Source organism: Streptomyces sp. CB02980, from assembly GCF_014451325.2.
Lineage (GTDB): Bacteria > Actinomycetota > Actinomycetes > Streptomycetales > Streptomycetaceae > Streptomyces.
The window spans coordinates 302,939-322,841 of sequence record NZ_JACSCH020000007.1 but is presented as its reverse complement, the minus strand read 5'-3'; the positions used below and the strand labels follow the sequence as shown (position 1 = coordinate 322,841).

The window sequence follows — 19,903 nt, the reverse complement described above, 5'->3', positions numbered from 1 at the left end:
TCCTTCTGAGACTGTTCTGTCATGGCGCACTTCGCACTCGTGGGGCCGCCCGACACCCGGAGACCCCGGCTCGGTCGGCCTGTTGGAGGTTCCCGCACCTCGGCGGCGGTGGGCGGCGTGGTGCTGCTCCTTCCGGACGGCGAGCCGGTGTCGGGGCGGCGCGCCTCCATGCCGGCGCACGCAGCGATGCTGCCGCTCGGGCGCGGACTGGTCCGGGCGGGCCGGTCCGAGGGGCTCGTCGCCCATGTGGTGCGCTACCGCGGGCGCGGCTGGAACGGCACCGACGCGAACCTCGCGGCGGACGCCTCCTGGGCCGTCGCGGAGGCGGTACGGCGCTACGGCGACGTCCCGGTCTGTCTCGTCGGCCACGGCCTCGGCGGCAGGGCGGCGCTGCGGGCCGCCGGGCACGGCGCGGTCGGCGCGGTCCTCGCACTCGCCCCGTGGCTGCCGGAGGACGACATGGCGGCGGAGCCGGAGGCCGTACGGCAGCTGGTGGGGCGCCGGGTGCTGCTCGTGCACGGCACGAACGACGCGCGTACGGACCCGGAGTTGTCGTTCCGGTACGCCGAGCGGGCGAAGAAGGCGAACCGCGACACCTGCCGGTTCGAGGTGCACTCGGACGGTCACGCGCTGCGGCAGTACGCGGACGAGGTGCGGGCCCTCGCCGCCGACTTCGTCCTCGGGGCGCTCTTCGCCCGGCCGGTCGCCCGGCCGGTGACCGACGCGATGGCCGCTCCCCCGCCGCTGGGCCTGCGGATGCCGCTCGCGGCGGGCTTCGGGGGCTCACTCCGGAGGTGAGGGCTCCCGCGCGTCGGCCTCCGCCGGGAGGAGGGGCGCCGCGGGCTCCTTCGGGAGCAGATGGCCGCGCCTGCCGAGCAGGAACTTCTTGAAGGCTGCCACCGGGGCCGTGTCCGGGTGGCCGTCCAGCCAGGCGACGCCGATCTCGCGGACCGCGCGCGGTGCGGTGACGGTGAGTTCGACGACGCCGGGGCGCGGCACGGCGGGCGGGGGCAGCAGGGCGACGCCGAGGCCTGCGGCGACCAGGCCGCGCAGGGTCTCGGCCTCCTCGCCCTCGAAGGCGATCCGGGGCTTGAAGCCGGCGTCCGCGCACAGGTCGTCGGTGATGCGGCGGAGCCCGTACCCCGGTTCCAGGGTCACGAAGGTCTCGTCGGCGGCCTCGGCGAGGCGGACGCGCTTGCGCCCCGCGAGCCGGTGGTCGTCGGGGACGACGAGCCGGAGCCGCTGCTCGTCGAGGCGCCGGGCGACCAGGTCGGGGGCGTCCGGCACCGGCGAGGTCAGACAGAGGTCGAGGTCGCCGGCCCGGAGCCGTTCGATCATGGCCTCGCCGTAGTTCTGGACGAGGGTGAAGCGGATCCTCGGGTGGTCGACGCGGAAGGCGCGGATGAGGCCGGGGACGGTCTCGGAGCCCATGGTGTGGAGGAAGCCGAAGGCGACGCGGCCCGCGGTGGGGTCGGCGTCGGCCCGTACGGTGTCGGCGGCCCGCTCCACCTCGGCGAGGGCCCGCTCGGCCGCGGAGAGGAAGCGGCGCCCGGCGGGGGTGAGGGAGACCGTGCGGCCGCGGCGGGCGAAGAGGGTGACGCCGAGGTCCTGTTCGAGCCGGACCATCGCGCGGGAGAGCGTGGACTGCGGGACGCCCATCTCGGCCGCGGCCCTGGTCACATGCTCGTGCCGGGCGACCGCGGCGAAGTACGCGAGCCGCGGCGCGAGCAGCAGTCCCATGTCTTCTTCGTTACTGTTCGGTGACAGCCGATGCTGTGACCTGTACTCATGCACCATGGGAACGATTACAGCAGTTCCGTGCATTGGACGCATGAAGCGGGGCGTCCTACGTTCTAGACATGCCTTCCGCCAGTACCAAGGCGGCCGCCACCCACGCGTCCGCCGACACCCGCCCCGCCCCTGCCGACACCCGCCTCGCCCCCGGCGCCCCCGGCTACCGCCGCATGAGCCTCGCGCTCTTCGCCGCCGGCCTCGCCGCCTTCGCGCTCCTCTACTCCACGCAGGCCCTCCTCCCGGCCATCTCGGCCGAGTTCGGCGCCACCGCCTCCGCCGCCTCCTGGACGGTCTCGGCCGCGACCGGCGCCCTCGCCCTGTGTGTGCTCCCGCTCAGCGCCCTCTCGGAGCGCTTCGGCCGGCGCACGATGATGATCGCCTCCCTGACGGTCGCGGTCGGCATCTCGCTCCTCGTGCCGCTCGCCCCGAACCTGGAGTCCCTGATCGCCCTCCGCGCGATCCAGGGCGCCGCGCTCGCCGGGCTGCCGGCCTCCGCGATGGCCTTCCTCGCCGAGGAGGTCCGCCCCAAGGCGCTGATCGCCGCGATCGGCCTGTTCGTGGCGGGCAACTCGATCGGCGGCATGAGCGGCCGTCTGGTGACCGGCTGGGTGGCCCAGATGTGGGGCTGGCGGGCGGGTCTGGCCGCCGTCGGCCTGACGTCCCTGCTGTGCGCGCTGGCCTTCCGGGCGCTGCTGCCGAAGGCACGGCACTTCACGCCCGGCACGCTCAACCCGAAGGCGCTCGCCCGGACCGTGCGGACGCACCTCGCGGACCCGCTGCTGATGCGTCTCTACGTGATCGGCGCCCTGTTCATGACGGTGTTCGGCGCGGTGTACACCGTGATCGGCTACCGCCTGGTCGAGGCCCCGTTCTCGCTGCCGCAGGGCGTGATCGGCTCGATCTTCCTGATCTACCTGGTCGGTACGGTCTCCTCCGCCGCCGCGGGCCGGCTCGTCGGCCGGCTCGGCCGGCGCGGGGCGCTCTACCTGGCGGTCTCCACCACCGCCGCGGGCCTGCTGCTCTCGCTCTCCGACGCGCTGCCGGCGGTCCTCGCGGGCCTCGTCCTGATCACGGCCGGCTTCTTCGCGGGCCACGCGGTCGCCTCCTCCTCGGTGAGCCGGACGGCCACGACGGGCCGCGCGCAGGCCTCGGCGCTCTACCAGTCCGCGTACTACCTGGGCAGCAGCGCGGGCGGCACGCTCGGCGCGATCGCGTTCCACGCGGGCGGGTGGGCCGGCACGGTCCTGATCGGTCTCGTCGCGGTCCTCGGGGTCGTCTCGGTGACCCTGTACGGCAGCCACAGCGCGCGCGTGGAGGCACGGCAGGGACGGCTCGCCGCGTCCTGCTGATTCCGGCCGAATCCGCTGCAACTGAGTCGCTCCCCCGGACGTCCTGACAGATAGGACTCAAGGGGGAGTTGACGATCATGAAGAGAATCACGGGTCGAATAGCCAGAAGAGCCGGCATCGCGGCGGGTCTCACCTCGCTGGTGCTGCCGATGACGATCGCGCTCGGTGCGGCTCCGGCGCAGGCGGCGTCCTGCAACGTGACGACGGGCCCGTACCAGAAGCAGGTGGAGAAGTTCCTCGGCCGCCCGGTCGACGGACGCCAGTCGCTCGCCGACTGCAAGGCCACCCAGGCCTTCCAGAAGAAGCACGGCATCACCCCGGCCGCGGGGTACGCCGGGACGATCACCTGGCGCACGATGAACACGATGAACCAGCAGAAGGCGGCGGGGTCCAACCCGAACAAGGACCGCAAGTGTCCGACCAACCGGGGCCGGATCGCGTGCGTCGACCTCACCCGCCAGCTCAGCTGGATCCAGGACGGCTCGCGCCTCAAGTACGGGCCCGTGCCGGTCCGTACGGGCAAGGACGGCACCGAGACCCGGACCGGCTCGAAGAAGATCTACTGGCGGAACATCAACCACTGGTCGACGCTCTACCACGTCTCCATGCCGTACTCGCAGTTCTTCGACGGCGGGCAGGCCTTCCACTCGACGACCAAGTCCATGTGGAACCCGCCGGGTTCCGGCGGCTGCGTCAACATGCGGTCCGCGGACGCCAAGGCGTACTGGAACCTGCTCAGGAACGGCGACGACGTCTTCATCTACGGGCGCAAGCCGGGAACCTGACCCCGGCTGTCAGTCCGCTGCGGTAGCTTCCCTCTCACCGGCACCGAACGGGTGCCGGTGAGGGGTGAGTGGGGTGTGGACCCGATGAGCGACGCCGCGGCCGCGACGACCGACCAACTCGACACGTACCGCCGGGAGCTGACCGGCTACTGCTACCGGATGCTCGGATCCTCCTTCGAGGCGGAGGACGCGGTGCAGGACACCATGGTGCGGGCCTGGAAGGCCATCGACTCCTTCGAGGGGCGCTCCTCACTGCGGTCCTGGCTCTACCGGATCGCCACCAACGTCTGCCTGGACGCGCTGAACGCGGGCAACCGGAGGGCACGGCCGATGGACCTGACCTCTCCGACGCCGGTCGCGCAGGCGCAGCTCGTCAAGCAGCCGGAGATCACCTGGCTGGAGCCCGTCCCCGACGGGCGGGTGCTGCCCTCGGTCGCCGACCCGGCGGAGACGGCCGTCTCCCGGGAGACGGTGCGGCTCGCGTTCGTGGCCGCGCTCCAGCATCTGCCGCCCAAGCAGCGGGCGGTGCTCATCCTGCGCGAGGTGCTGGCCTGGAAGGCGAGCGAGGTCGCCGAGCTCCTCGACACCTCCGTCGCCTCGGTCAACAGCGCCCTCCAGCGGGCCCGCGCGACGCTGGCCGAGCAGGCGCCGGCCGCCTCAGACACCGCGAACCCCCTCGACGAGGAGCAGAAGGCGCTCCTGGAGCGCTATGTCGCCGCGTTCGAGGGCTACGACATGAAGGCGCTGACCGCGCTCCTCCACGAGGACGCGACCATGTCCATGCCGCCGTACGACCTCTGGCTCCAGGGGCACGACGACATCGTGGGCTGGATGCTGGGCGTCGGCGAGGTGTGCGCCGGCTCGAAGCTGGTGCCGACCGTGGCGAACGGCTCCCCGGCCTTCGCCCAGTACCACCCGGACCCGTCGACGGGCGGCTTCAGCCCGTGGGCGCTCATCGTCCTGGAGCTCCGGGACGGCAAGGTCGCCGGGATGGACTTCTTCCTGGACACCGAGCGCTGGTTCCCGCTCTTCGACCTGCCGGCCCGACTGGAGGCGTAGAGCACCGGAGGGCTGGAGGCTAGAGGCCCAGGGTCCCGCCGAGACCGGTGAGCAGGAGCAGGGCCCGCAGGTCGGGCCCCGCTCCGTGGAACCGGATCCGGTGCCCGCTGCGCCCGGCGGCGAGCTTCAGCCGGGCGAGGGCGTCGACGGCGGCGAGGTCGGCGGGCGCGAGGGCGCCGACCTCGCAGACCACGTCCCCGGGCGGCGCGGCCCCGAGCTCGGCACAGAGACGCGCCACCTCGTCCCCGGTGGGGCGGGCGGTCAAAGTCACGACGAGCGGTCGACTGGTGTCCACACGGCTTGAGACCGGCCCTCGGACCAGAACTCATCGGTGATCATTTCCACCGTAGGGTCTGGGCCATGACTCTTGAGCCCGCCGAACTGGTGATCTTCGACTGTGACGGTGTCCTGGTGGACAGCGAGCGGATCTACTGCCGTGTGGACCGGGAGGTGTTCGCGGCGCTCGGAGCGGAGTTCACCGAGGCGGAGATCGTCGAGTACTTCGTCGGCTCCCCGCACGACATGCTCACCACGCTCGTGGAGGAGCGCCGGGGCCGCCCGCTGGAGCCCGACTGGCAGGCGCCCTTCAAGCAGCGGTACGAGGACGCCCTGGACGCGGAGCTGACGGCCGTGGAGGGCGTCACGGACCTCCTGGACGCGCTCGCCGTCCCGTACTGCCTCGCCTCCAACGGCAGCCACGCCTCCATCCGGAAGAACCTCGGCCGCGCGGGCCTCCTGGACCGCTTCGAGGGCCGGATGTTCAGCGCCCGCGACGTCGCCCGGGGCAAGCCGGCGCCGGACCTCTTCCTGCACGCGGCGGCCACGATGGGCGTCCCGCCGGAGCGCTGTGCGGTGGTCGAGGACAGCCCGTACGGCGTCCGCGCGGCCCGAGCGGCCGGCATGCGCGCCTTCGGCTACACCGGCGGCCTGACCCCGGCGGCCCGGCTGACGGGCCCGGGCACGGTGGTCTTCGAGGACATGCGGGAGCTGAGGGGGCTGCTGGCAGCGGGACTCAGCTGACGGGGAACTCTGCGGTGTCGAGGGCGAGGTCGAAGGGCGCGGGGAGGCGGATCTCCTCGCCGAACGGCACGGCGCGGAGGACTCGGCAGACGTCCCCCTTCGGCTCTCCGTAGAGGGTCACGGTGGGGCCGCCGGGCGCGTACGCGTCGATCAGCAGGTACAGCGGGACTCCCGCCCGCGCGTACGCGGCCGCCTTCGTGATGCGGTCGTGGTTCGCGTTCGAGGGCGAGGTGACCTCGGCGACCAGCAGGGAGGTTGTGGCGGACACTGGGCGACGGTGCCACGGTGATGATCCCCTCGATGATCTCCACCTTGCAGCCCTCGGGCCAGTCCCTCGACTCCCAGCGACGGACCAGGTCCTCCCAGCCGTTGCCCTGGCCGTTCCCAGCCTGCCGAACGGGACCGGTGTAGGTCCACCGGTCCCGTTCACCCGAAGGTGTCACTGGCACATGCCAGCGTCGATCAGGTCACTACGCGATGCGGTCCAGGACGATCGGGTTCGGGGTGAACTCCGTGCCCGGGGCCGCGATGTCCCAGGCCGAGCCCAGGGACTGCAGCGCGTAGTCGAACTTCTCCGGGGTGTCCGTGTGGAGGGTCACGAGGGGCTGGCCCGCCGTCACCGTGTCGCCCGGCTTGGCGTGGATCTCGACGCCCGCGCCGGCCTGCACCGGGTCCTCCTTGCGGGCGCGGCCCGCGCCCAGACGCCAGGCGGCGATGCCGATGTCGTAGGCGTCGAGGCGGGTCAGGACGCCGGAGGACGGGGCCGTGACGACGTGCTGCTCGCGGGCGACCGGGAGGGCCGCGTCCGGGTCGCCGCCCTGGGCCGCGATCATCCGGCGCCAGTGGTCCATCGCCGAGCCGTCGGCCAGCGCCTTCGCCGGGTCGGCGTCCTTGATGCCGGCCGCTTCGAGCATCTCGCGGGCCAGCGCGATCGTCAGCTCGACGACGTCCGCCGGGCCGCCGCCGGCCAGGACCTCGACCGACTCGCGGACCTCGAGGGCGTTGCCGGCGGTGAGGCCGAGCGGGGTGGACATGTCGGTGAGCAGCGCGACCGTCTTCACTCCGCTGTCGGTGCCGAGGCCGACCATCGTGGAGGCGAGCTCGCGGGCGTCCTCGATGTTCTTCATGAAGGCGCCGGTGCCGACCTTGACGTCGAGGACCAGGGAGCCGGTGCCCTCGGCGATCTTCTTCGACATGATCGAGGAGGCGATGAGCGGGATCGCCTCCACCGTGCCCGTGACGTCGCGGAGCGCGTACAGCTTCTTGTCCGCCGGGGCCAGGCCGTCGCCCGCCGCACAGATGACCGCGCCGGTGGTGTCGAGGACGTGCAGCATCTCCTCGTTGGAGAGCAGCGCGCGCCAGCCCGGGATGGACTCCAGCTTGTCGAGCGTGCCACCGGTGTGGCCGAGGCCGCGGCCGGAGAGCTGCGGGACGGCCGCGCCGCAGGCGGCGACGAGCGGGGCGAGCGGGAGGGTGATCTTGTCGCCGACGCCGCCGGTGGAGTGCTTGTCGGCGGTGGGGCGGGAGAGGGAGGAGAACTCCATGCGCTCGCCGCTCGCGATCATGGCCGCCGTCCAGCGGGCGATCTCCGCGCGGTTCATGCCGTTCAGCAGGATGGCCATGGCCAGGGCGGACATCTGCTCGTCGGCGACCACACCGCGGGTGTAGGCGTCGATGACCCAGTCGATCTGCTCCGGGCTCAGCTCGCCCTTGTCCCGCTTCGTGCGGATGACGGAGATGACGTCCATGATGGTGCCTCTTTCTACGCGCATAGAGGGGGAAAGGAGGAGCGGCCCTTCCCATCGTGCCGGAAGGGCCGCTCCGAGGTTTACTTCGCGAGGTGGTGCGGACCGAATGCCTGCGGCAGCATCTCGGCGAGTGTCAGGAACCCGCCGGGCGTCTCCAGTACGAGCTCGGGGCCCCCGAACTCGTACAGCAGCTGCCGGCAGCGGCCGCACGGCACCAGGGACTCGCCCCGGCCGTCCACGCACACGAAGTGCGTGAGGCGCCCGCCGCCGGTCGCCTGGAGCTCGGAGACGAGCCCGCACTCGGCGCACAGACTGAGGCCGTACGAGGCGTTCTCCACGTTGCAGCCGGAGACCGTCCGCCCGTCCTCGACACGGGCCGCCGCACCGACCGAGAAGCCCGAGTACGGGGCGTACGCACGGGCCATGGCCTCGCGCGCCGTGACCCGCAGGGCCTCCCAGTCGGCCTCCGAGAGGGCGGTCGTCACTTGCCCTGGCCCTTGCGGTACGGCAGGCCGTCCGCCTTCGGCATGCGCAGGCGCTGCGCCGAAAGGGCGAGCACGAGCAGGGTGGTGATGTACGGGGCCGCGTCGACGAACTGGCTCGGGACCTCGTCGGTCAGCGCGTACCAGAGGAAGAAGCCGGCGCCGAAGGCCGCGGAGATCACGCCGACCACGTACTTCTTCTTGTACAGCTGCCACAGGGCGGCGATCACCAGGAGCAGGGCGACGAGCAGCAGCAGCGCGTGGACGTTCTCGGCGCCGCCGCGGAGCTTGAGGCTGTCGGTGAAGCCGAAGAGGCCCGCGCCGAGCGCCATGCCGCCGGGCATCCAGTTGCCGAAGATCATCGCGGCGAGACCGATGTAGCCGCGGCCGCCGGTCTGGCCCTCCTGGTAGATGCCGGTGGAGACGATCGCGAGGAACGCGCCGCCGAGGCCCGCGAGGGCGCCGGAGACGGTGACGGCGATGTACTTGTACTTGTAGACGTTCACGCCGAGGGACTCGGCCGCGACCGGGTTCTCACCGCAGGAGCGCAGGCGCAGACCGAAGGCGGTGCGCCAGAGCAGCCACCAGGTGGCCGGGATCAGCAGCAGGGCGACGATCGTCAGGAGCGACAGGTTCGTCACGAGGCCGCCGAGGATGCCGGCCAGGTCGGAGATGAAGAACCAGTGCTTGCCCTGGAGATCGGTCAGCCAGTCCGAAAGACCCGGCACCGTGATCTCGTAGATCTCGTCGATGCGGGGAGACTGCTTGGAGGAGCCGCCCTCGGCCTCGGCGAACGTGAAGTTCGACAGGTACTGGGTGAAGCCGACCGCGAGGATGTTGACCGCCACACCGGAGACGATGTGGTTCACGTTGAACGTGACGGTGATGATCGCGTGCAGCAGACCGCCGAGCGCGCCGCCGAGGAGACCGACCAGGACACCCGTCCAGGGGCCCCACTGGTATCCGGCCCAGGCGCCGAACCAGGTGCCGAGCACCATCATGCCTTCGAGGCCGATGTTGACGACGCCCGCGCGCTCGGCCCACAGACCGCCGAGACCGGCGAGACCGATCGGCACGGCGAGCTTGAGCGCGCCCGAGACCTGACCCACCGAGGTGAGGTCGTTGGCCCCGGAGACCGCCCGGACGAAGGAGAAGAGCAGGAGACCGGCCGCGACGATCAGCATGATCCACGGCAGGGTGAGCTTGCGGCGTCCGCCGCCCTTGGGCGCGGCGCTCGGCTTGGTGACAGTGCCGGTGCTCATGCCGAGACCTCCTTGTCGGTCTTGATGGCGCCGCCGGCGGCGAGTTCCTCGCCGACCTTCTGCTGCTGGCGGCGGAGGCCGTAACGGCGGACGAGCTCGTACGAGACGACCACGGCGATCACGATGATGCCCTGCATGATCTTGGTGATCTCCTTCGGGTACCCGTACACGTCGAGGTTGCTGGACGCCTTGTCCAGGAACGCGAAGAGCAGGGCCGCGAAGAGGATGCCGACCGGGTGGTTCCGGCCGAGCAGCGCGATGGTGATGGCGGTGAAGCCGACACCGACGGGGAAGTCGAGGCTGTACGTGTGGGACTCGCCGAGCAGCGTCGGCATGCCGGCGAGACCGGCCAGCGCGCCCGAGAGCAGCATCGCGGTGAGGACCATCTTCTTGGCGTCGACGCCGCTGGCCTGGGCGGCGGACTCGCTGGCGCCGGTGGCGCGCAGGTCGAAGCCGAACCGGGTGCGGTTGAGGACGAACCAGTAGACGACGCCGAGCGCGAGCGCGACGAACGTGAAGCCGTAGATGACTCCGTTGCCCTCGCCCATGTCGATGCCGGGGAACCAGCCGGACTCGGAGATCTCACCGGTGGTGAGGTTGTTCGAGCCCTCCGGCTGGACGCCGAAGTTCTTCGGCAGGATCAGCCAGGCCACCAGCGAGGTCGCGATGGCGTTCAGCATGATGGTCGAGACGACCTCGGAGACACCGCGGGTGGTCTTCAGGATGCCGGCGATGCCGGCCCAGAAGGCGCCGGTGAGCATCGCGACGAGCACGATGACCAGGATGTGCAGCGGGCCGGGCAGCTCGATCGAGGCGCCGACGAGGGCCGAGACCATCGCGGCGAGCCGGTACTGGCCGTCGACACCGATGTTGAACAGGTTCATCCGGAAGCCGACGGCCACGGCCAGGGCTGCCAGGTAGTAGATCCCGGTCTGGTTGACGATCAGGACCTGGATGTCGGCGAAACCGGCGTTGTCGATCATCAGCCGGATCGGCTCGATCGGGTCGAGGCCCGTCGCGAGCAGCACCAGGACGGTGAGCACGAACGAGGTGACCAGGGCGAGCACCGGTCCCGCCGCGCCCAGGATCAACTTGTCCTTGTCGAACTTCATCATCGGGCGTCACCGTCTTCGGGCTGCTCTGCGCCTTCGAGCTGGCCGCTGGCCGCGCCGGTCATGGCGGAACCGAGCTGCTCGGGCGTGATGGTGGCGGGGTCGGCGTCCGCGACGAGCTTGCCGCGGTACATGACCCGGAGGGTGTCGGAGAGGCCGATCAGCTCGTCGAGGTCGGCGGAGATCAGCAGCACCGCCAGGCCCTCGCGGCGCGCGTCCCGGATCGCGTCCCAGATCTGCGCCTGCGCGCCGACGTCCACACCACGGGTGGGGTGGGCGGCGATCAGGAACTTGGGGCTGTGGCTCATCTCGCGGCCGACGATCAGCTTCTGCTGGTTGCCGCCGGAGAGGGAGGCCGCGGTGACGTCGATGCCGGGGGTGCGCACGTCGTACTCGCGCACGATCCGCTCGGTGTCCTTGCGGGCCGCCTTCGGGTCGAGGATGCCCCGCTTGGAGTTGGGCGCCTCGGAGACATGGCCGAGGATGCGGTTCTCCCAGAGGGGCGCTTCGAGGAGCAGGCCGTGGCGGTGGCGGTCCTCGGGGATGTAGCCGATGCCGCCCTCGCGGCGCTTGCGCACCGAGACCTTGGAGATGTCCACGCCGTCGAGGGTGATGACGCCCGAGTCGGGGGTGGCCATGCCCATGAGGGTCTCGATGAGCTCGGTCTGGCCGTTGCCCTCGACACCGGCGATGCCGAGGATCTCGCCCTTGTGGATCGTGAGGGAGATGTCGTCGAGGAGCTTGCGGCCCCCGGCCGGCTCCTCGAGCACGACGACGGTCTTCGCCGGGTCCGGCGGTGCGGCGCTGGTCAGCGGGGCAGCGGCGACGGCGCCGGCCTCGGTCAGCGTCAGGTTCTGGACCTGGAGCATCGGGACGGTGGTGACCGTCGACTCGCGGGTCTCCGGCGAGGGCAGCTCGCTGCCGACCATCAGCTCGGCGAGCTGCTTGGTGGTGGCGGTCTTCGGGTCGGCGGTGCCGACGGTGGTGCCCCGGCGGATGACGGTGATGTCGTCGGCGACCTTCAGGACCTCGCCCAGCTTGTGCGAGATGAAGATGACGGTCAGGCCCTCGGACTTGAGCTCGCGCAGGTTGTCGAAGAGCGCGTCGACCTCCTGCGGGACGAGCACCGCGGTCGGCTCGTCGAGGATGAGGATCTTGGCGCCGCGGTAGAGGACCTTGAGGATCTCCACACGCTGCCGGTCGGCGACGCCGAGGTCCTCGACGAGGACGTCGGGGCGGACCCCGAGGCCGTACGCGTCGGAGATCTCCCGGATCTTCTTCCGCGCCTTGGCGCCGATGCCGTAGAGCTTCTCGCCGCCGAGGACGACGTTCTCCAGGACGGTGAGGTTGTCGGCGAGCATGAAGTGCTGATGCACCATGCCGATGCCGCGCGCGATGGCGTCACCGGGGCTGGAGAAGGTGACCTGCTGGCCGTCGACCGCGATGGTGCCCTCGTCCGGCTTCTGCATGCCGTAGAGGATCTTCATGAGGGTCGACTTGCCGGCACCGTTCTCGCCGATGAGGGCGTGCACGGTGCCCTTGCGGACCGTGATGGCGATGTCCTTGTTGGCGACGACGCCGGGGAATCGCTTGGTGATGCCGTGCAGTTCTACGGCAGGGGGGCTGGACGCGTTGATGACGCACTCTCCTTGGCCGGAAGGAGTGGGAGCGGGGAGGGCAGGGCGGGGTGAAGTTATCGTGCCAGGGAGACATCTACACGCGTAGCGCTGCCGAAAAATGAAAACCCGTACGGGAATGGGGCCCGGCAACGATGGGGGTGCCACCGTTGCCGGGCCTTGGGTCGTTGACCAGTGCGTCCTTACGGAGCGGTCTTGACCGTGATCTTGCCGTCGATGATGTCCTTCTTCGCCTTGTCCACCGCGGCGATGAGGTCCGTCATCTGCTTGTACTTCGGGTTGGAGTCGGACAGGGCGACGCCGTCCGTGGCGAGGCCGTAGCGGACCTCACCGGACTGCGGCTTGCCGTCCTGGACCGACTTGATCACGTTGAAGACGGAGTCCGAGACGTCCTTGGTGACCGAGGTCAGGATGCTGTCCTTGTACGAGGCCAGACCCGGCTGGTTGTACTGGTCGGAGTCGACGCCGATCGCCCACTTGCCGGCGGCGGAGGCGGCCTCGATCGAGCCGGAGCCGGCCAGACCGGCGGCGGCGTAGATCACGTCGGCGCCCTTGTCGAGCTGGCCCTCCGCGGCGGCCTTGCCGAGGTCGGGCTTCGAGAAGCCGTCGAAGTTCGGCGGCTGGGTCAGGTACTGGACGAGCACCTTCGCCTTGGGGTTGGTGTCCTTGACGCCCTGCGCGAAGCCCGCCTCGAACTTCTTGATCAGCGGAACCTCGACACCGCCGATGAAGCCGACCGTGCCGGTCTTGGACGCCTTGGCGGCGGCGACGCCGGCCAGGTAGGAGCCCTGCTCCTCGTTGAAGACGAGGTTGGCGATGTTCGGGCCGGTCTTCGACGTGTCGTCGATGAGGCCGAAGGTGGTCTTCGGGTAGGCCTTGGCGACCTTCTCGATGGCCGGGGCGTAGGCGAAGCCGACGCCGATGACCGGGTTGTTCCCGGCGCGGGCGAGAGCGGTCAGGCGCTGCACCTTGTCGGCGTCGCCCTCACCCTCGGAGGGCTCGGCCTCGGCGCCCTTGACGCCGAGCTCGTCCTCGGCCTTCTTGAGGCCCGCGTAGGCGGCGTCGTTGAACGACTGGTCGCCGCGGCCACCGATGTCGTAGGCGATGGCGGCCTTCGTGGCCTTCGCGCTCGAGCTCGGGCTGGAGCCGGAGTCCGTCGAAGACTTGCCACACGCGGTGGCGGAGAGGGCGAGCGCCGCGGAGGCGATGCCCACGGTCGTGATCCTGGTGATCCGGCGCAAGAGGAGGTCCCTTCAAGACTGACCGAAAGCGCCTCTTCCGGCGCTGGTTTCGCGGCGATCGTAACGCGCGTAGATGTCAGTTAAAGACCCGTTCATGAGTCGTTATCGGATCGTCGCGAACCGGCCAGTCGAGGCGACCGGGGGCGTTCGGCCCGGTACCGCCGGTTATATCTCCGGGTCCGGGCGCCGGGAAGGGGGTCCGGGGGCGCCACGCCGGGCCGTTGGGCCGGAGGGGGGACATCGGTCGGCCGGACGGATGAAGGGTCCGTCCGGCCGGAACCAAGGCTGCCGTTTGGCGTGAAATCAGCGCTTTGGTGCCGCGTCGAGCAGCGCCGCGGCCGTGAAAAGCTCCACCGCGGCCTCGATGCAGCGCTCGTCCACGTCGAAGTCGCCGGCGTGCAGGTCGCGGACCCGGGTGTCGCCCGGGGTGCGGACGCCGAGCCGGGCCATGGCACCGGGCACGTGCTCCAGATACCAGGAGAAGTCCTCGCCGCCGAGGCTCTGCTCGGTGTCCTCGATCGCATACGGTCCGCGACGGGCGGTCATCGCGGCCTGGAGCAGCTCGGTGACGGCCGGGTCGTTGACGACCGGGGGGACACCGCGCACATAGGTGACGGTCGACTTGGCCCGGTGCAGGGTCGCGATCTCGTCGATGGCCGCGTGCACCAGGTCGGGCGCCTCCCGCCAGGTGGGCAGGTCGAGGCAGCGGACGGTGCCGGAGAGCTCGGCGTGCTGCGGGATGACGTTGCAGGCGTGGCCGGACTCGATGCGGCCCCAGGTGACCGAGAGCCCCGAGCGGGCGTCGACGCGGCGGGACAGGACGGCGGGGACGTCGACGGCGACCCGGGCGGCGGCGGTGACGAGGTCGGTGGTGAGGTGCGGGCGGGCGGTGTGGCCGCCGGGCCCGTCGAGGGTGACCTCGAGCCGGTCGCAGGCGGAGGTGATGGGGCCGGTGCGGAGCCCGATCTTCCCCGCGTCCACCCTGGGGTCGCAGTGCACGGCGATGATCCGGCCGACCCCGTCCAGGACACCGGCCTCGACGGCGTCGGCGGCGCCGCCGGGGAGGACCTCTTCGGCGGGCTGGAAGAGCAGCCGCACGGCGGCCGGGAGGAGGCCCTGCCGGTCGAGCTCGGCGAGGACGAGTCCGGCGCCGAGGACGGTGGTGGTGTGGACGTCGTGTCCGCAGGCGTGGGCGCGGTTGGCCACCGTGGAGTGATAGGCGACGGTCTTGACGTCGGGGATGGGCAGCGCGTCGAGGTCGGCGCGGATCGCGAGCATCGGCCGCTCGGGGTCCGGGGTGCCGATGTCACAGATGAGTCCGGTGCCGCCCGGCAGGACCTTCGGCGCGAGACCGGCCGCCTCCAGGCGGGCCTTGAGCGCGGCGGTCGTACGGAACTCCTGGTTCCCGAGCTCCGGGTGCATGTGCAAGTCCCTGCGGAAGGCGATCAGTTCGACGCGCAGGGGTTCGGACAGCGTTCCGGGCAGGGTGACGGAGCCTGGCTCACGGGACTTCAACTGGTTCACCCTTTGAAGGGTAGGCCTCCGGAGAGGTCAACTGCCCGTTGATCACAAAAAGTTCAGCCCGTTAGGGGAAAGAATCTCGGTTCGACAGGCATGAAGCCCGTTCCATATGGGTACGCTCAGCCGAATTCGAGCCGATCGGTCTGAGTTGCCGCCCGCGAGGTGAGCCGGTCGACCTCGTGGGCCGCCGTGCCCGTCACCCCGGACAGGAAGCCCTGGGCCCGGGGGGAGGCGGTGGCCCGCAGCCACTCGGGCGAGATCTCGCAGACCGCGACCTTCACCCCGGTGCCGGCGAGGGCCAGCGGCAGGGTGTGCACGACCGTGGACGGGAAGCTGACGACCGTACGCCCGATGGGGCCGCGGCGGGCGATCAGCTCCAGGGGCAGCTCCGGGCGGACCACCTGGAGGCCCGTCTCGACCGCGATCCGGTGCAGCTTCTCGGCGCTCTCCCTGCGGTGCGCGAAGTAGCGGGTGGCGCCGTGCGTGCGGGCGAGTTCCGCGACCACCCGGTCGTAGTGGCCGGCGTCGACCACCCCCGTCTCCACCAGCGAGGTCCCCACCAGGTCCGCGCCGCCGGTGAGCCGCGGCGGGCCGAAGCGGGCCCGGGTCCAGGCGTAGGAGTTCTCGGTGACCGTGACGCCCTCGGGCACCTCGACGGGCAGCGAGGTGAAGATCTCGACCGTACGGCCGGAGGCCGGGGCGAGGCGCTTCTTGGCGAGCAGGGTCACCGGTGCGAGCACCAGCTCGCGCGGGTCGAGGCCGCTGTTCCTGCGGTGCCAGCGCACCAGGCGCTCGCCGCGGCCGATCTGGGCGGCGTACTCCATGGTGGCGGTGCCGTCGTCGACCACGGTCAGGTGCCGGGGTGCGAAGAGGGTGAGGAGGAGCTGGACGTACCGGGAGAACGGGTCCCCGATGATCACCCGCTCCGCCGAGCGCAGCGGCCGGGCGAGCTCCCGCAGCGTGCGGACGAGCGCGCCCCGGCCGCCGCGGGCCTCCTGCCAGCGGACGGTGAGGCCCTCGTCGCGGGCCAGCTGGGCCATCCGGCGCAGCTGGCCGCGCGACATGGGGTCGGTCGGCGAGAGGACGACGACCGTCAGGGCGGGCGCGGGCCGTGCCGCACCCTGGGTGGCGTTCGTCGAGCGGGGCGCCCGCACGGACGCACCGGCGTCCGCGGAGTCGGGCGCCGCGGTGACCGCGCCGGCGGGCACGGCGTCCGCCGGGCCGTGGGTGCCGGCGGGTGCCGCGGTGGGCGCACCCGTGGCGGGAGCCTGGGTGTGCGCCCATTCCAGGACGTTGAGGAGCTGGACCGGGCTCTCGACGAACGCCAGCTGCCCGGTCATGCGGCGACGAGGCCCTGGACCCGGCGGAGCTTCTTCATCGGGCCGAGCTCCGACTCGTAGACCTTCTTGACGCCGTCGCCGAGGGCGGCCTCGATGGTGCGGATGTCGCGGACCAGGCGCTGCAGGCCCTGGGGCTCGACGGAGGCGGCCTGGTCGGAGCCCCACATGGCGCGGTCGAGGGTGATGTGGCGCTCGACGAAGGTGGCGCCCAGGGCGACGGCGGCCAGCGTGGTCTGCAGGCCGGTCTCGTGGCCGGAGTAGCCGATCGGGACGTTGGGGTACTCCTCCTGCAGGGTCTGGATGACGCGCAGGTTGAGCTCCTCGGCCTTGGCCGGGTAGGTCGAGGTGGCGTGGCAGAGCAGGATGTTCGCGCTGCCGAGGACCTCGACGGCGTGACGGATCTGCGCCGGCGTCGACATGCCGGTGGAGAGGATGACCGTGCGGCCGGTGGCGCGCAGCGAGCGCAGCAACTCGTCGTCGGTGAGGGAGGCCGAGGCGACCTTGTGGGCCGGGACGTCGAACTTCTCGAGGAAGGCGACGGCCTCGGTGTCCCACGGGGAGGCGAACCAGTCGATGCCGCGCTTCTTGCAGTGCTCGTCGATGGCGCGGTACTGGGTCTCGTCGAACTCGACGCGGTGACGGTAGTCGATGTACGTCATCCGGCCCCAGGGGGTGTCCCGCTCGATGTCCCACTGGTCGCGCGGGGTGCAGATCTCGGGGGTGCGCTTCTGGAACTTGACGGCGTCGCAGCCGGCGTCGGCGGCCACGTCGATCAGCGCGAACGCGTTGTCGAGGTCACCGTTGTGGTTGATGCCGATCTCGCCGGTGATGTAGACGGAGTGGCCCGGGCCTGCGGTCTTGTCGCCGAGGGTGCGGATACGGGTGTTCATGGTGCCGGTCCTTAGGAGTTGGGGGTGTCGAGCTCGGGTCCGAGGAGCCAGGCGGCGATCTCGCGGATCGCCCCCGAGCCACCCGGGGTGACGGTGACCGCGCGGGCCGCGGCCCGTACGGAGTCGTGTGCGCTGCTCACCGCGACGGGCCAGCCGACGAGATGGAAGCAGGGAAGGTCGTTGACGTCGTTTCCGGCGTAGAGCACGCGCTGCGGGTCGATGCCCTCGGCCTCGCACCACTCCTTGAGGGCCCGGTCCTTGCGGTCGATGCCGTGCAGGACGGGGATCTTGAGCTTGCGGGCGCGGGCGGCGACGACGGCGTTCTGCTCGGTGGAGAGGATGAGGACGGGCAGTCCGGCGCGGCGCAGGGCGGCGATGCCGAGGCCGTCGCCGCGGTGCGCGGAGACGAACTCGCGTCCCTCGGCGTCCAGGTGGACCCGGTCGTCGGTCTGCGTGCCGTCGAAGTCGAGGACGACGGCGTCGATGTCCGCGAAGCCGGGGGTGGCCGGGGTGTCGAGGAGCGGGGCGAGGACGCGGGCGCGGGCCAGGTCGTGCGGGTCGTCGATCTCCAGGACCCGGGCGGGGTCGGTGACGACGAGCGCCGTACGGCCGAAGAAGCGGTGTTCGTGGGTACGGAAGCCGGCCGCGTCCATCGCGTAGACGGCGCCGGTCTCCAGGTACTCGGGCTCCCGGTCCTGGCGGCGGGGGCGGTGCGCCTTGTCGTGGTTGACGCCGGTCGCGCCGTCCTCGACCGTCTCGCGCCAGAGGAAGCCGTGCGACGGGGCGGCGGTGAAGGCCGTGTCGGCGGCACCGGAGGTGATGCGCTCGACGGTCTCGGCGACCTCGGCGGAGCTCAGGAAGGGGCTGGTGCACTGGACGAGGAGGACCACGTCGGCCGGGCGGCCGTGGGCGGCCTCGAAGGCGTCCATGGCGTGCAGGACCGCGGCCTCGCTGGTGGCGGTGTCGCCGGCGATCTCGGCGGGGCGCTGCACGGCCTCGGCCCCCGCGGTGCGGGCGGCGGCCGCGATGCCGGCGTCGTCGGTGGAGACCACGACGTGGGTGACGGGGCGGGCGCCGAGGCAGGCCCGGACGGCGCGGGCGACCAGGGGTACTCCGGCCACCGGGGCGAGGTTCTTGGCGGGCACGCCCTTCGAGCCGCCCCTCGCGGGGATCACGGCGAGCACGGTGGTGGTCATCAGAGTTCTCCCAGACGGCGGATGACGGGGGCGACGCGTTGCACGCCGTGGCGGTACGCGCCCCGCGCGGCCTCTCGAACGACCTTGCGGAGGCCGCTCTCGCGCGGCTCCGGGGCGGTGACGTCCAGGCGGTGGCGGGCGAGGATCCCGGGCAGGTAGCCGGGCGCCGTCTCCGTTGTGTAGTAGGGGGTGATCGGAGGGAGCGCGGGGAGCGCAAGGAGTTCGGTGACCCGGTCGCGGGCCGCGTCGAAGGCCGCGTCGTACGAGCCGTCGGAGGCGACGCCCTGACGGGCGAGCCAGGTCTCGTCGGGCGTCGGGGCGAGCCCCTTGTCGAGCCGGTCGAAGGAGGCGAGCAGACCGGAGCCGACGAAGTGGTGGTTGCCGAGCACCTCGCGGACCCCGAGGTCGGTGAGGATCGCGGTGGGGATGCGCCGGTGGAGGGCTTCCAGGGCGGCCGTCGAGGAGACGGTCACCAGCAGGTCGGTGCGGTCGAGGACCTCGCCCATGTGCCCGTACACGAGCTGGAAGTTGGCCGGCGGGTCGAGCTCGCGGACCAGCTTCTGGAACGGGTACTCCTCCAGGTGCGTGGTGTGTTCGCCCGGCTTGGAGCGGAGCTTGAGGAGCACCTCGCGGCCCGGGTGGAGCCGGGCGTGCTCGATCAGGCGCCGCAGCACGTAGGCGCGTTCGTTCCGGGTGACCGGCACGGACGGCTGGGCGGCGAAGACCAGGGTGTCGCGGCCGGCTTCCGGGGTGTGCGGGGCGCCGCCCAGGAAGGGCAGTGCCGCCTCGACGACCGATTCGGCCCCGGCACCCACTCCTTCGTACACGGAACGGAAACGCTCCGCGTCGTGACGGGAGTTGGCGAGGACGACGTCGGCGCCGTGGCGCAGCAGCAGACCGTCGGTCAGCTTCTCGTAGACGACGCCGACATAGCCGGTGACGACCACGGGACGCCGTTCGAGGCCCAGGTCGGCGAGCCCCTGGAGGACGGCCCGTACGGTGCCGCCGACGAGAGCGAGGACGACGACGTCGTATCCCTCGCCGCGCGTCTCCGCGTCCCGTACCGCGCGCAGGAACTCCGCACCCGTCACCTCGCGCGGGGTGGTGGTGGACACCCCGGTCTCGGCGAGCTGGCGTTCGGTGGGGGTCGCCCGTCCGCGCAGGACGAATCCGGTGGGTTCGGCGGTCGCCGTGGTGATGCGGCGCGCCGTGAGGGCGCCCCATTTCCACCGGGTGTCGGAGTCGGCGAGTACGGCGACCCGTACCGCTTCTCTGGTACTTGCTGGCACGCCGAGGACGCTAGAAGGGCATTCCGCTTTTCGGCCCAACTGGGACACAACAAACGGTGAACAGAGCCTCTCCTCCTGTTGAAGTGGGTCGTGAACCGGACGTATGGGGGCTGTTTCTCCCTGCCGGGAAAGGTGGTTAATCGGCCCGCCGCTTCGTGTTCACCGAAGAGATGCCCAA

General features: G+C 71.4%; 18 protein-coding genes and 1 pseudogene. 5 read left to right on the top strand and 14 right to left on the bottom strand.

Features of this window, described 5'->3' with window-relative positions; translation table 11 throughout:
• The first annotated feature begins 21 nt into the window (after nt 1-21).
• Nucleotides 22-798: an alpha/beta hydrolase gene (locus E0F75_RS17835; RefSeq protein WP_187623492.1), complete on the top strand. Its 777-nt coding sequence runs from the start codon at nt 22-24 to the stop codon at nt 796-798.
• Here E0F75_RS17835 and E0F75_RS17830 read toward each other — a convergent pair.
• A complete protein-coding gene (locus tag E0F75_RS17830; protein WP_229312717.1) occupies nt 784-1,797 on the bottom strand; it encodes a LysR family transcriptional regulator in 1,014 nt (337 codons plus the stop codon). The genes E0F75_RS17835 and E0F75_RS17830 overlap by 15 nt on opposite strands.
• Nucleotides 1,798-1,859: 62 nt before the next feature.
• Here E0F75_RS17830 and E0F75_RS17825 point away from each other — a divergent pair, with 62 nt between their 5' ends.
• The 3 genes from E0F75_RS17825 (at nt 1,860) to E0F75_RS17815 (ending at nt 4,987) form a co-directional block, all read left to right on the top strand.
• Nucleotides 1,860-3,143 (top strand): MFS transporter, encoded by a 1,284-nt coding sequence (locus tag E0F75_RS17825; RefSeq protein WP_187623490.1) that lies wholly within the window; start codon nt 1,860-1,862, stop codon nt 3,141-3,143.
• Nucleotides 3,144-3,220: 77 nt separating this feature from the next.
• Nucleotides 3,221-3,928 (top strand): L,D-transpeptidase, encoded by a 708-nt coding sequence (locus E0F75_RS17820; RefSeq protein WP_187623489.1) that lies wholly within the window; start codon nt 3,221-3,223, stop codon nt 3,926-3,928.
• An 84-nt stretch (nt 3,929-4,012) separates the two neighbouring features.
• Complete coding sequence (locus E0F75_RS17815; RefSeq protein ID WP_187623488.1) at nt 4,013-4,987, top strand: sigma-70 family RNA polymerase sigma factor; 975 nt, start codon at nt 4,013-4,015, stop codon at nt 4,985-4,987.
• A gap of 19 nt (nt 4,988-5,006) precedes the next feature.
• On the opposite strand, the gene E0F75_RS17810 is transcribed toward E0F75_RS17815, so the two are convergent.
• The gene (locus E0F75_RS17810) at nt 5,007-5,258 is read right to left on the bottom strand and encodes an STAS domain-containing protein (RefSeq protein WP_229312716.1); all 252 of its coding nucleotides are present in this window, start codon (nt 5,256-5,258) and stop codon (nt 5,007-5,009) included.
• An 89-nt stretch (nt 5,259-5,347) separates the two neighbouring features.
• On the opposite strand from E0F75_RS17810, the gene E0F75_RS17805 reads away from it, so the two are divergent.
• Nucleotides 5,348-6,007 carry an HAD family phosphatase gene (locus E0F75_RS17805; protein WP_187623486.1) on the top strand — a complete coding sequence of 220 codons (660 nt, stop codon included), beginning with the start codon at nt 5,348-5,350 and terminating at the stop codon, nt 6,005-6,007.
• Here E0F75_RS17805 and E0F75_RS17800 read toward each other — a convergent pair.
• The 12 genes and pseudogenes from E0F75_RS17800 to E0F75_RS17745 form a co-directional block, all read right to left on the bottom strand.
• Nucleotides 6,000-6,363 (bottom strand): annotated as a pseudogene (locus E0F75_RS17800) (Uma2 family endonuclease). The gene E0F75_RS17805 and the pseudogene E0F75_RS17800 overlap by 8 nt on opposite strands.
• A gap of 114 nt (nt 6,364-6,477) precedes the next feature.
• On the bottom strand, nt 6,478-7,755 hold the full coding sequence (locus E0F75_RS17795; protein WP_187623485.1) for a thymidine phosphorylase: 1,278 nt from the start codon (nt 7,753-7,755) through the stop codon (nt 6,478-6,480).
• Nucleotides 7,756-7,835: 80 nt separating this feature from the next.
• On the bottom strand, nt 7,836-8,240 hold the full coding sequence (locus E0F75_RS17790; protein ID WP_187623484.1) for a cytidine deaminase: 405 nt from the start codon (nt 8,238-8,240) through the stop codon (nt 7,836-7,838).
• Nucleotides 8,237-9,499 (bottom strand): ABC transporter permease, encoded by a 1,263-nt coding sequence (locus E0F75_RS17785; protein WP_187623483.1) that lies wholly within the window; start codon nt 9,497-9,499, stop codon nt 8,237-8,239. Before E0F75_RS17785 ends, E0F75_RS17790 begins: the two co-directional genes overlap by 4 nt.
• The gene (locus tag E0F75_RS17780; RefSeq protein ID WP_187623482.1) at nt 9,496-10,614 is read right to left on the bottom strand and encodes an ABC transporter permease; all 1,119 of its coding nucleotides are present in this window, start codon (nt 10,612-10,614) and stop codon (nt 9,496-9,498) included. Before E0F75_RS17780 ends, E0F75_RS17785 begins: the two co-directional genes overlap by 4 nt.
• Nucleotides 10,611-12,248 (bottom strand): ABC transporter ATP-binding protein, encoded by a 1,638-nt coding sequence (locus E0F75_RS17775; RefSeq protein WP_374115410.1) that lies wholly within the window; start codon nt 12,246-12,248, stop codon nt 10,611-10,613. Before E0F75_RS17775 ends, E0F75_RS17780 begins: the two co-directional genes overlap by 4 nt.
• Nucleotides 12,249-12,430: 182 nt before the next feature.
• Nucleotides 12,431-13,489: a BMP family protein gene (locus E0F75_RS17770; protein WP_187623481.1), complete on the bottom strand. Its 1,059-nt coding sequence runs from the start codon at nt 13,487-13,489 to the stop codon at nt 12,431-12,433.
• 303 nt (nt 13,490-13,792) lie between these two features.
• Entirely contained in the window at nt 13,793-15,013 is a 1,221-nt protein-coding gene (locus tag E0F75_RS17765; protein ID WP_187623480.1) for an amidohydrolase, read from the bottom strand.
• A gap of 116 nt (nt 15,014-15,129) precedes the next feature.
• Nucleotides 15,130-16,350, bottom strand: a complete 1,221-nt coding sequence (locus tag E0F75_RS17760; protein ID WP_187623479.1) for a hypothetical protein — start codon at nt 16,348-16,350, stop codon at nt 15,130-15,132.
• Entirely contained in the window at nt 16,347-17,240 is an 894-nt protein-coding gene (locus E0F75_RS17755) for an N-acetylneuraminate synthase family protein (protein ID WP_187623478.1), read from the bottom strand. The genes E0F75_RS17760 and E0F75_RS17755 overlap by 4 nt, the downstream gene beginning before the upstream one ends.
• Before the next feature lie 11 nt (nt 17,241-17,251).
• Nucleotides 17,252-18,436: an acylneuraminate cytidylyltransferase gene (locus tag E0F75_RS17750; protein WP_187623477.1), complete on the bottom strand. Its 1,185-nt coding sequence runs from the start codon at nt 18,434-18,436 to the stop codon at nt 17,252-17,254.
• Nucleotides 18,436-19,725: a DUF6716 putative glycosyltransferase gene (locus E0F75_RS17745; RefSeq protein ID WP_187623476.1), complete on the bottom strand. Its 1,290-nt coding sequence runs from the start codon at nt 19,723-19,725 to the stop codon at nt 18,436-18,438. Before E0F75_RS17745 ends, E0F75_RS17750 begins: the two co-directional genes overlap by 1 nt.
• Between the last annotated feature and the right edge of the window lie 178 nt (nt 19,726-19,903).

Coding starts and splice junctions, on each gene's coding strand:
- E0F75_RS17835 (WP_187623492.1), top strand. CDS start 22: ATGGCGCACTTCGCACTCGTGGGGCCGCCCGACACCCGGAGACCCCGG.
- E0F75_RS17830 (WP_229312717.1), bottom strand. CDS start 1,797: ATGGTGCATGAGTACAGGTCACAGCATCGGCTGTCACCGAACAGTAAC.
- E0F75_RS17825 (WP_187623490.1), top strand. CDS start 1,860: ATGCCTTCCGCCAGTACCAAGGCGGCCGCCACCCACGCGTCCGCCGAC.
- E0F75_RS17820 (WP_187623489.1), top strand. CDS start 3,221: ATGAAGAGAATCACGGGTCGAATAGCCAGAAGAGCCGGCATCGCGGCG.
- E0F75_RS17815 (WP_187623488.1), top strand. CDS start 4,013: ATGAGCGACGCCGCGGCCGCGACGACCGACCAACTCGACACGTACCGC.
- E0F75_RS17805 (WP_187623486.1), top strand. CDS start 5,348: ATGACTCTTGAGCCCGCCGAACTGGTGATCTTCGACTGTGACGGTGTC.
- E0F75_RS17795 (WP_187623485.1), bottom strand. CDS start 7,755: ATGGACGTCATCTCCGTCATCCGCACGAAGCGGGACAAGGGCGAGCTG.
- E0F75_RS17785 (WP_187623483.1), bottom strand. CDS start 9,499: ATGAGCACCGGCACTGTCACCAAGCCGAGCGCCGCGCCCAAGGGCGGC.
- E0F75_RS17780 (WP_187623482.1), bottom strand. CDS start 10,614: ATGATGAAGTTCGACAAGGACAAGTTGATCCTGGGCGCGGCGGGACCG.
- E0F75_RS17760 (WP_187623479.1), bottom strand. CDS start 16,350: ATGACCGGGCAGCTGGCGTTCGTCGAGAGCCCGGTCCAGCTCCTCAAC.
- E0F75_RS17755 (WP_187623478.1), bottom strand. CDS start 17,240: ATGAACACCCGTATCCGCACCCTCGGCGACAAGACCGCAGGCCCGGGC.
- E0F75_RS17750 (WP_187623477.1), bottom strand. CDS start 18,436: ATGACCACCACCGTGCTCGCCGTGATCCCCGCGAGGGGCGGCTCGAAG.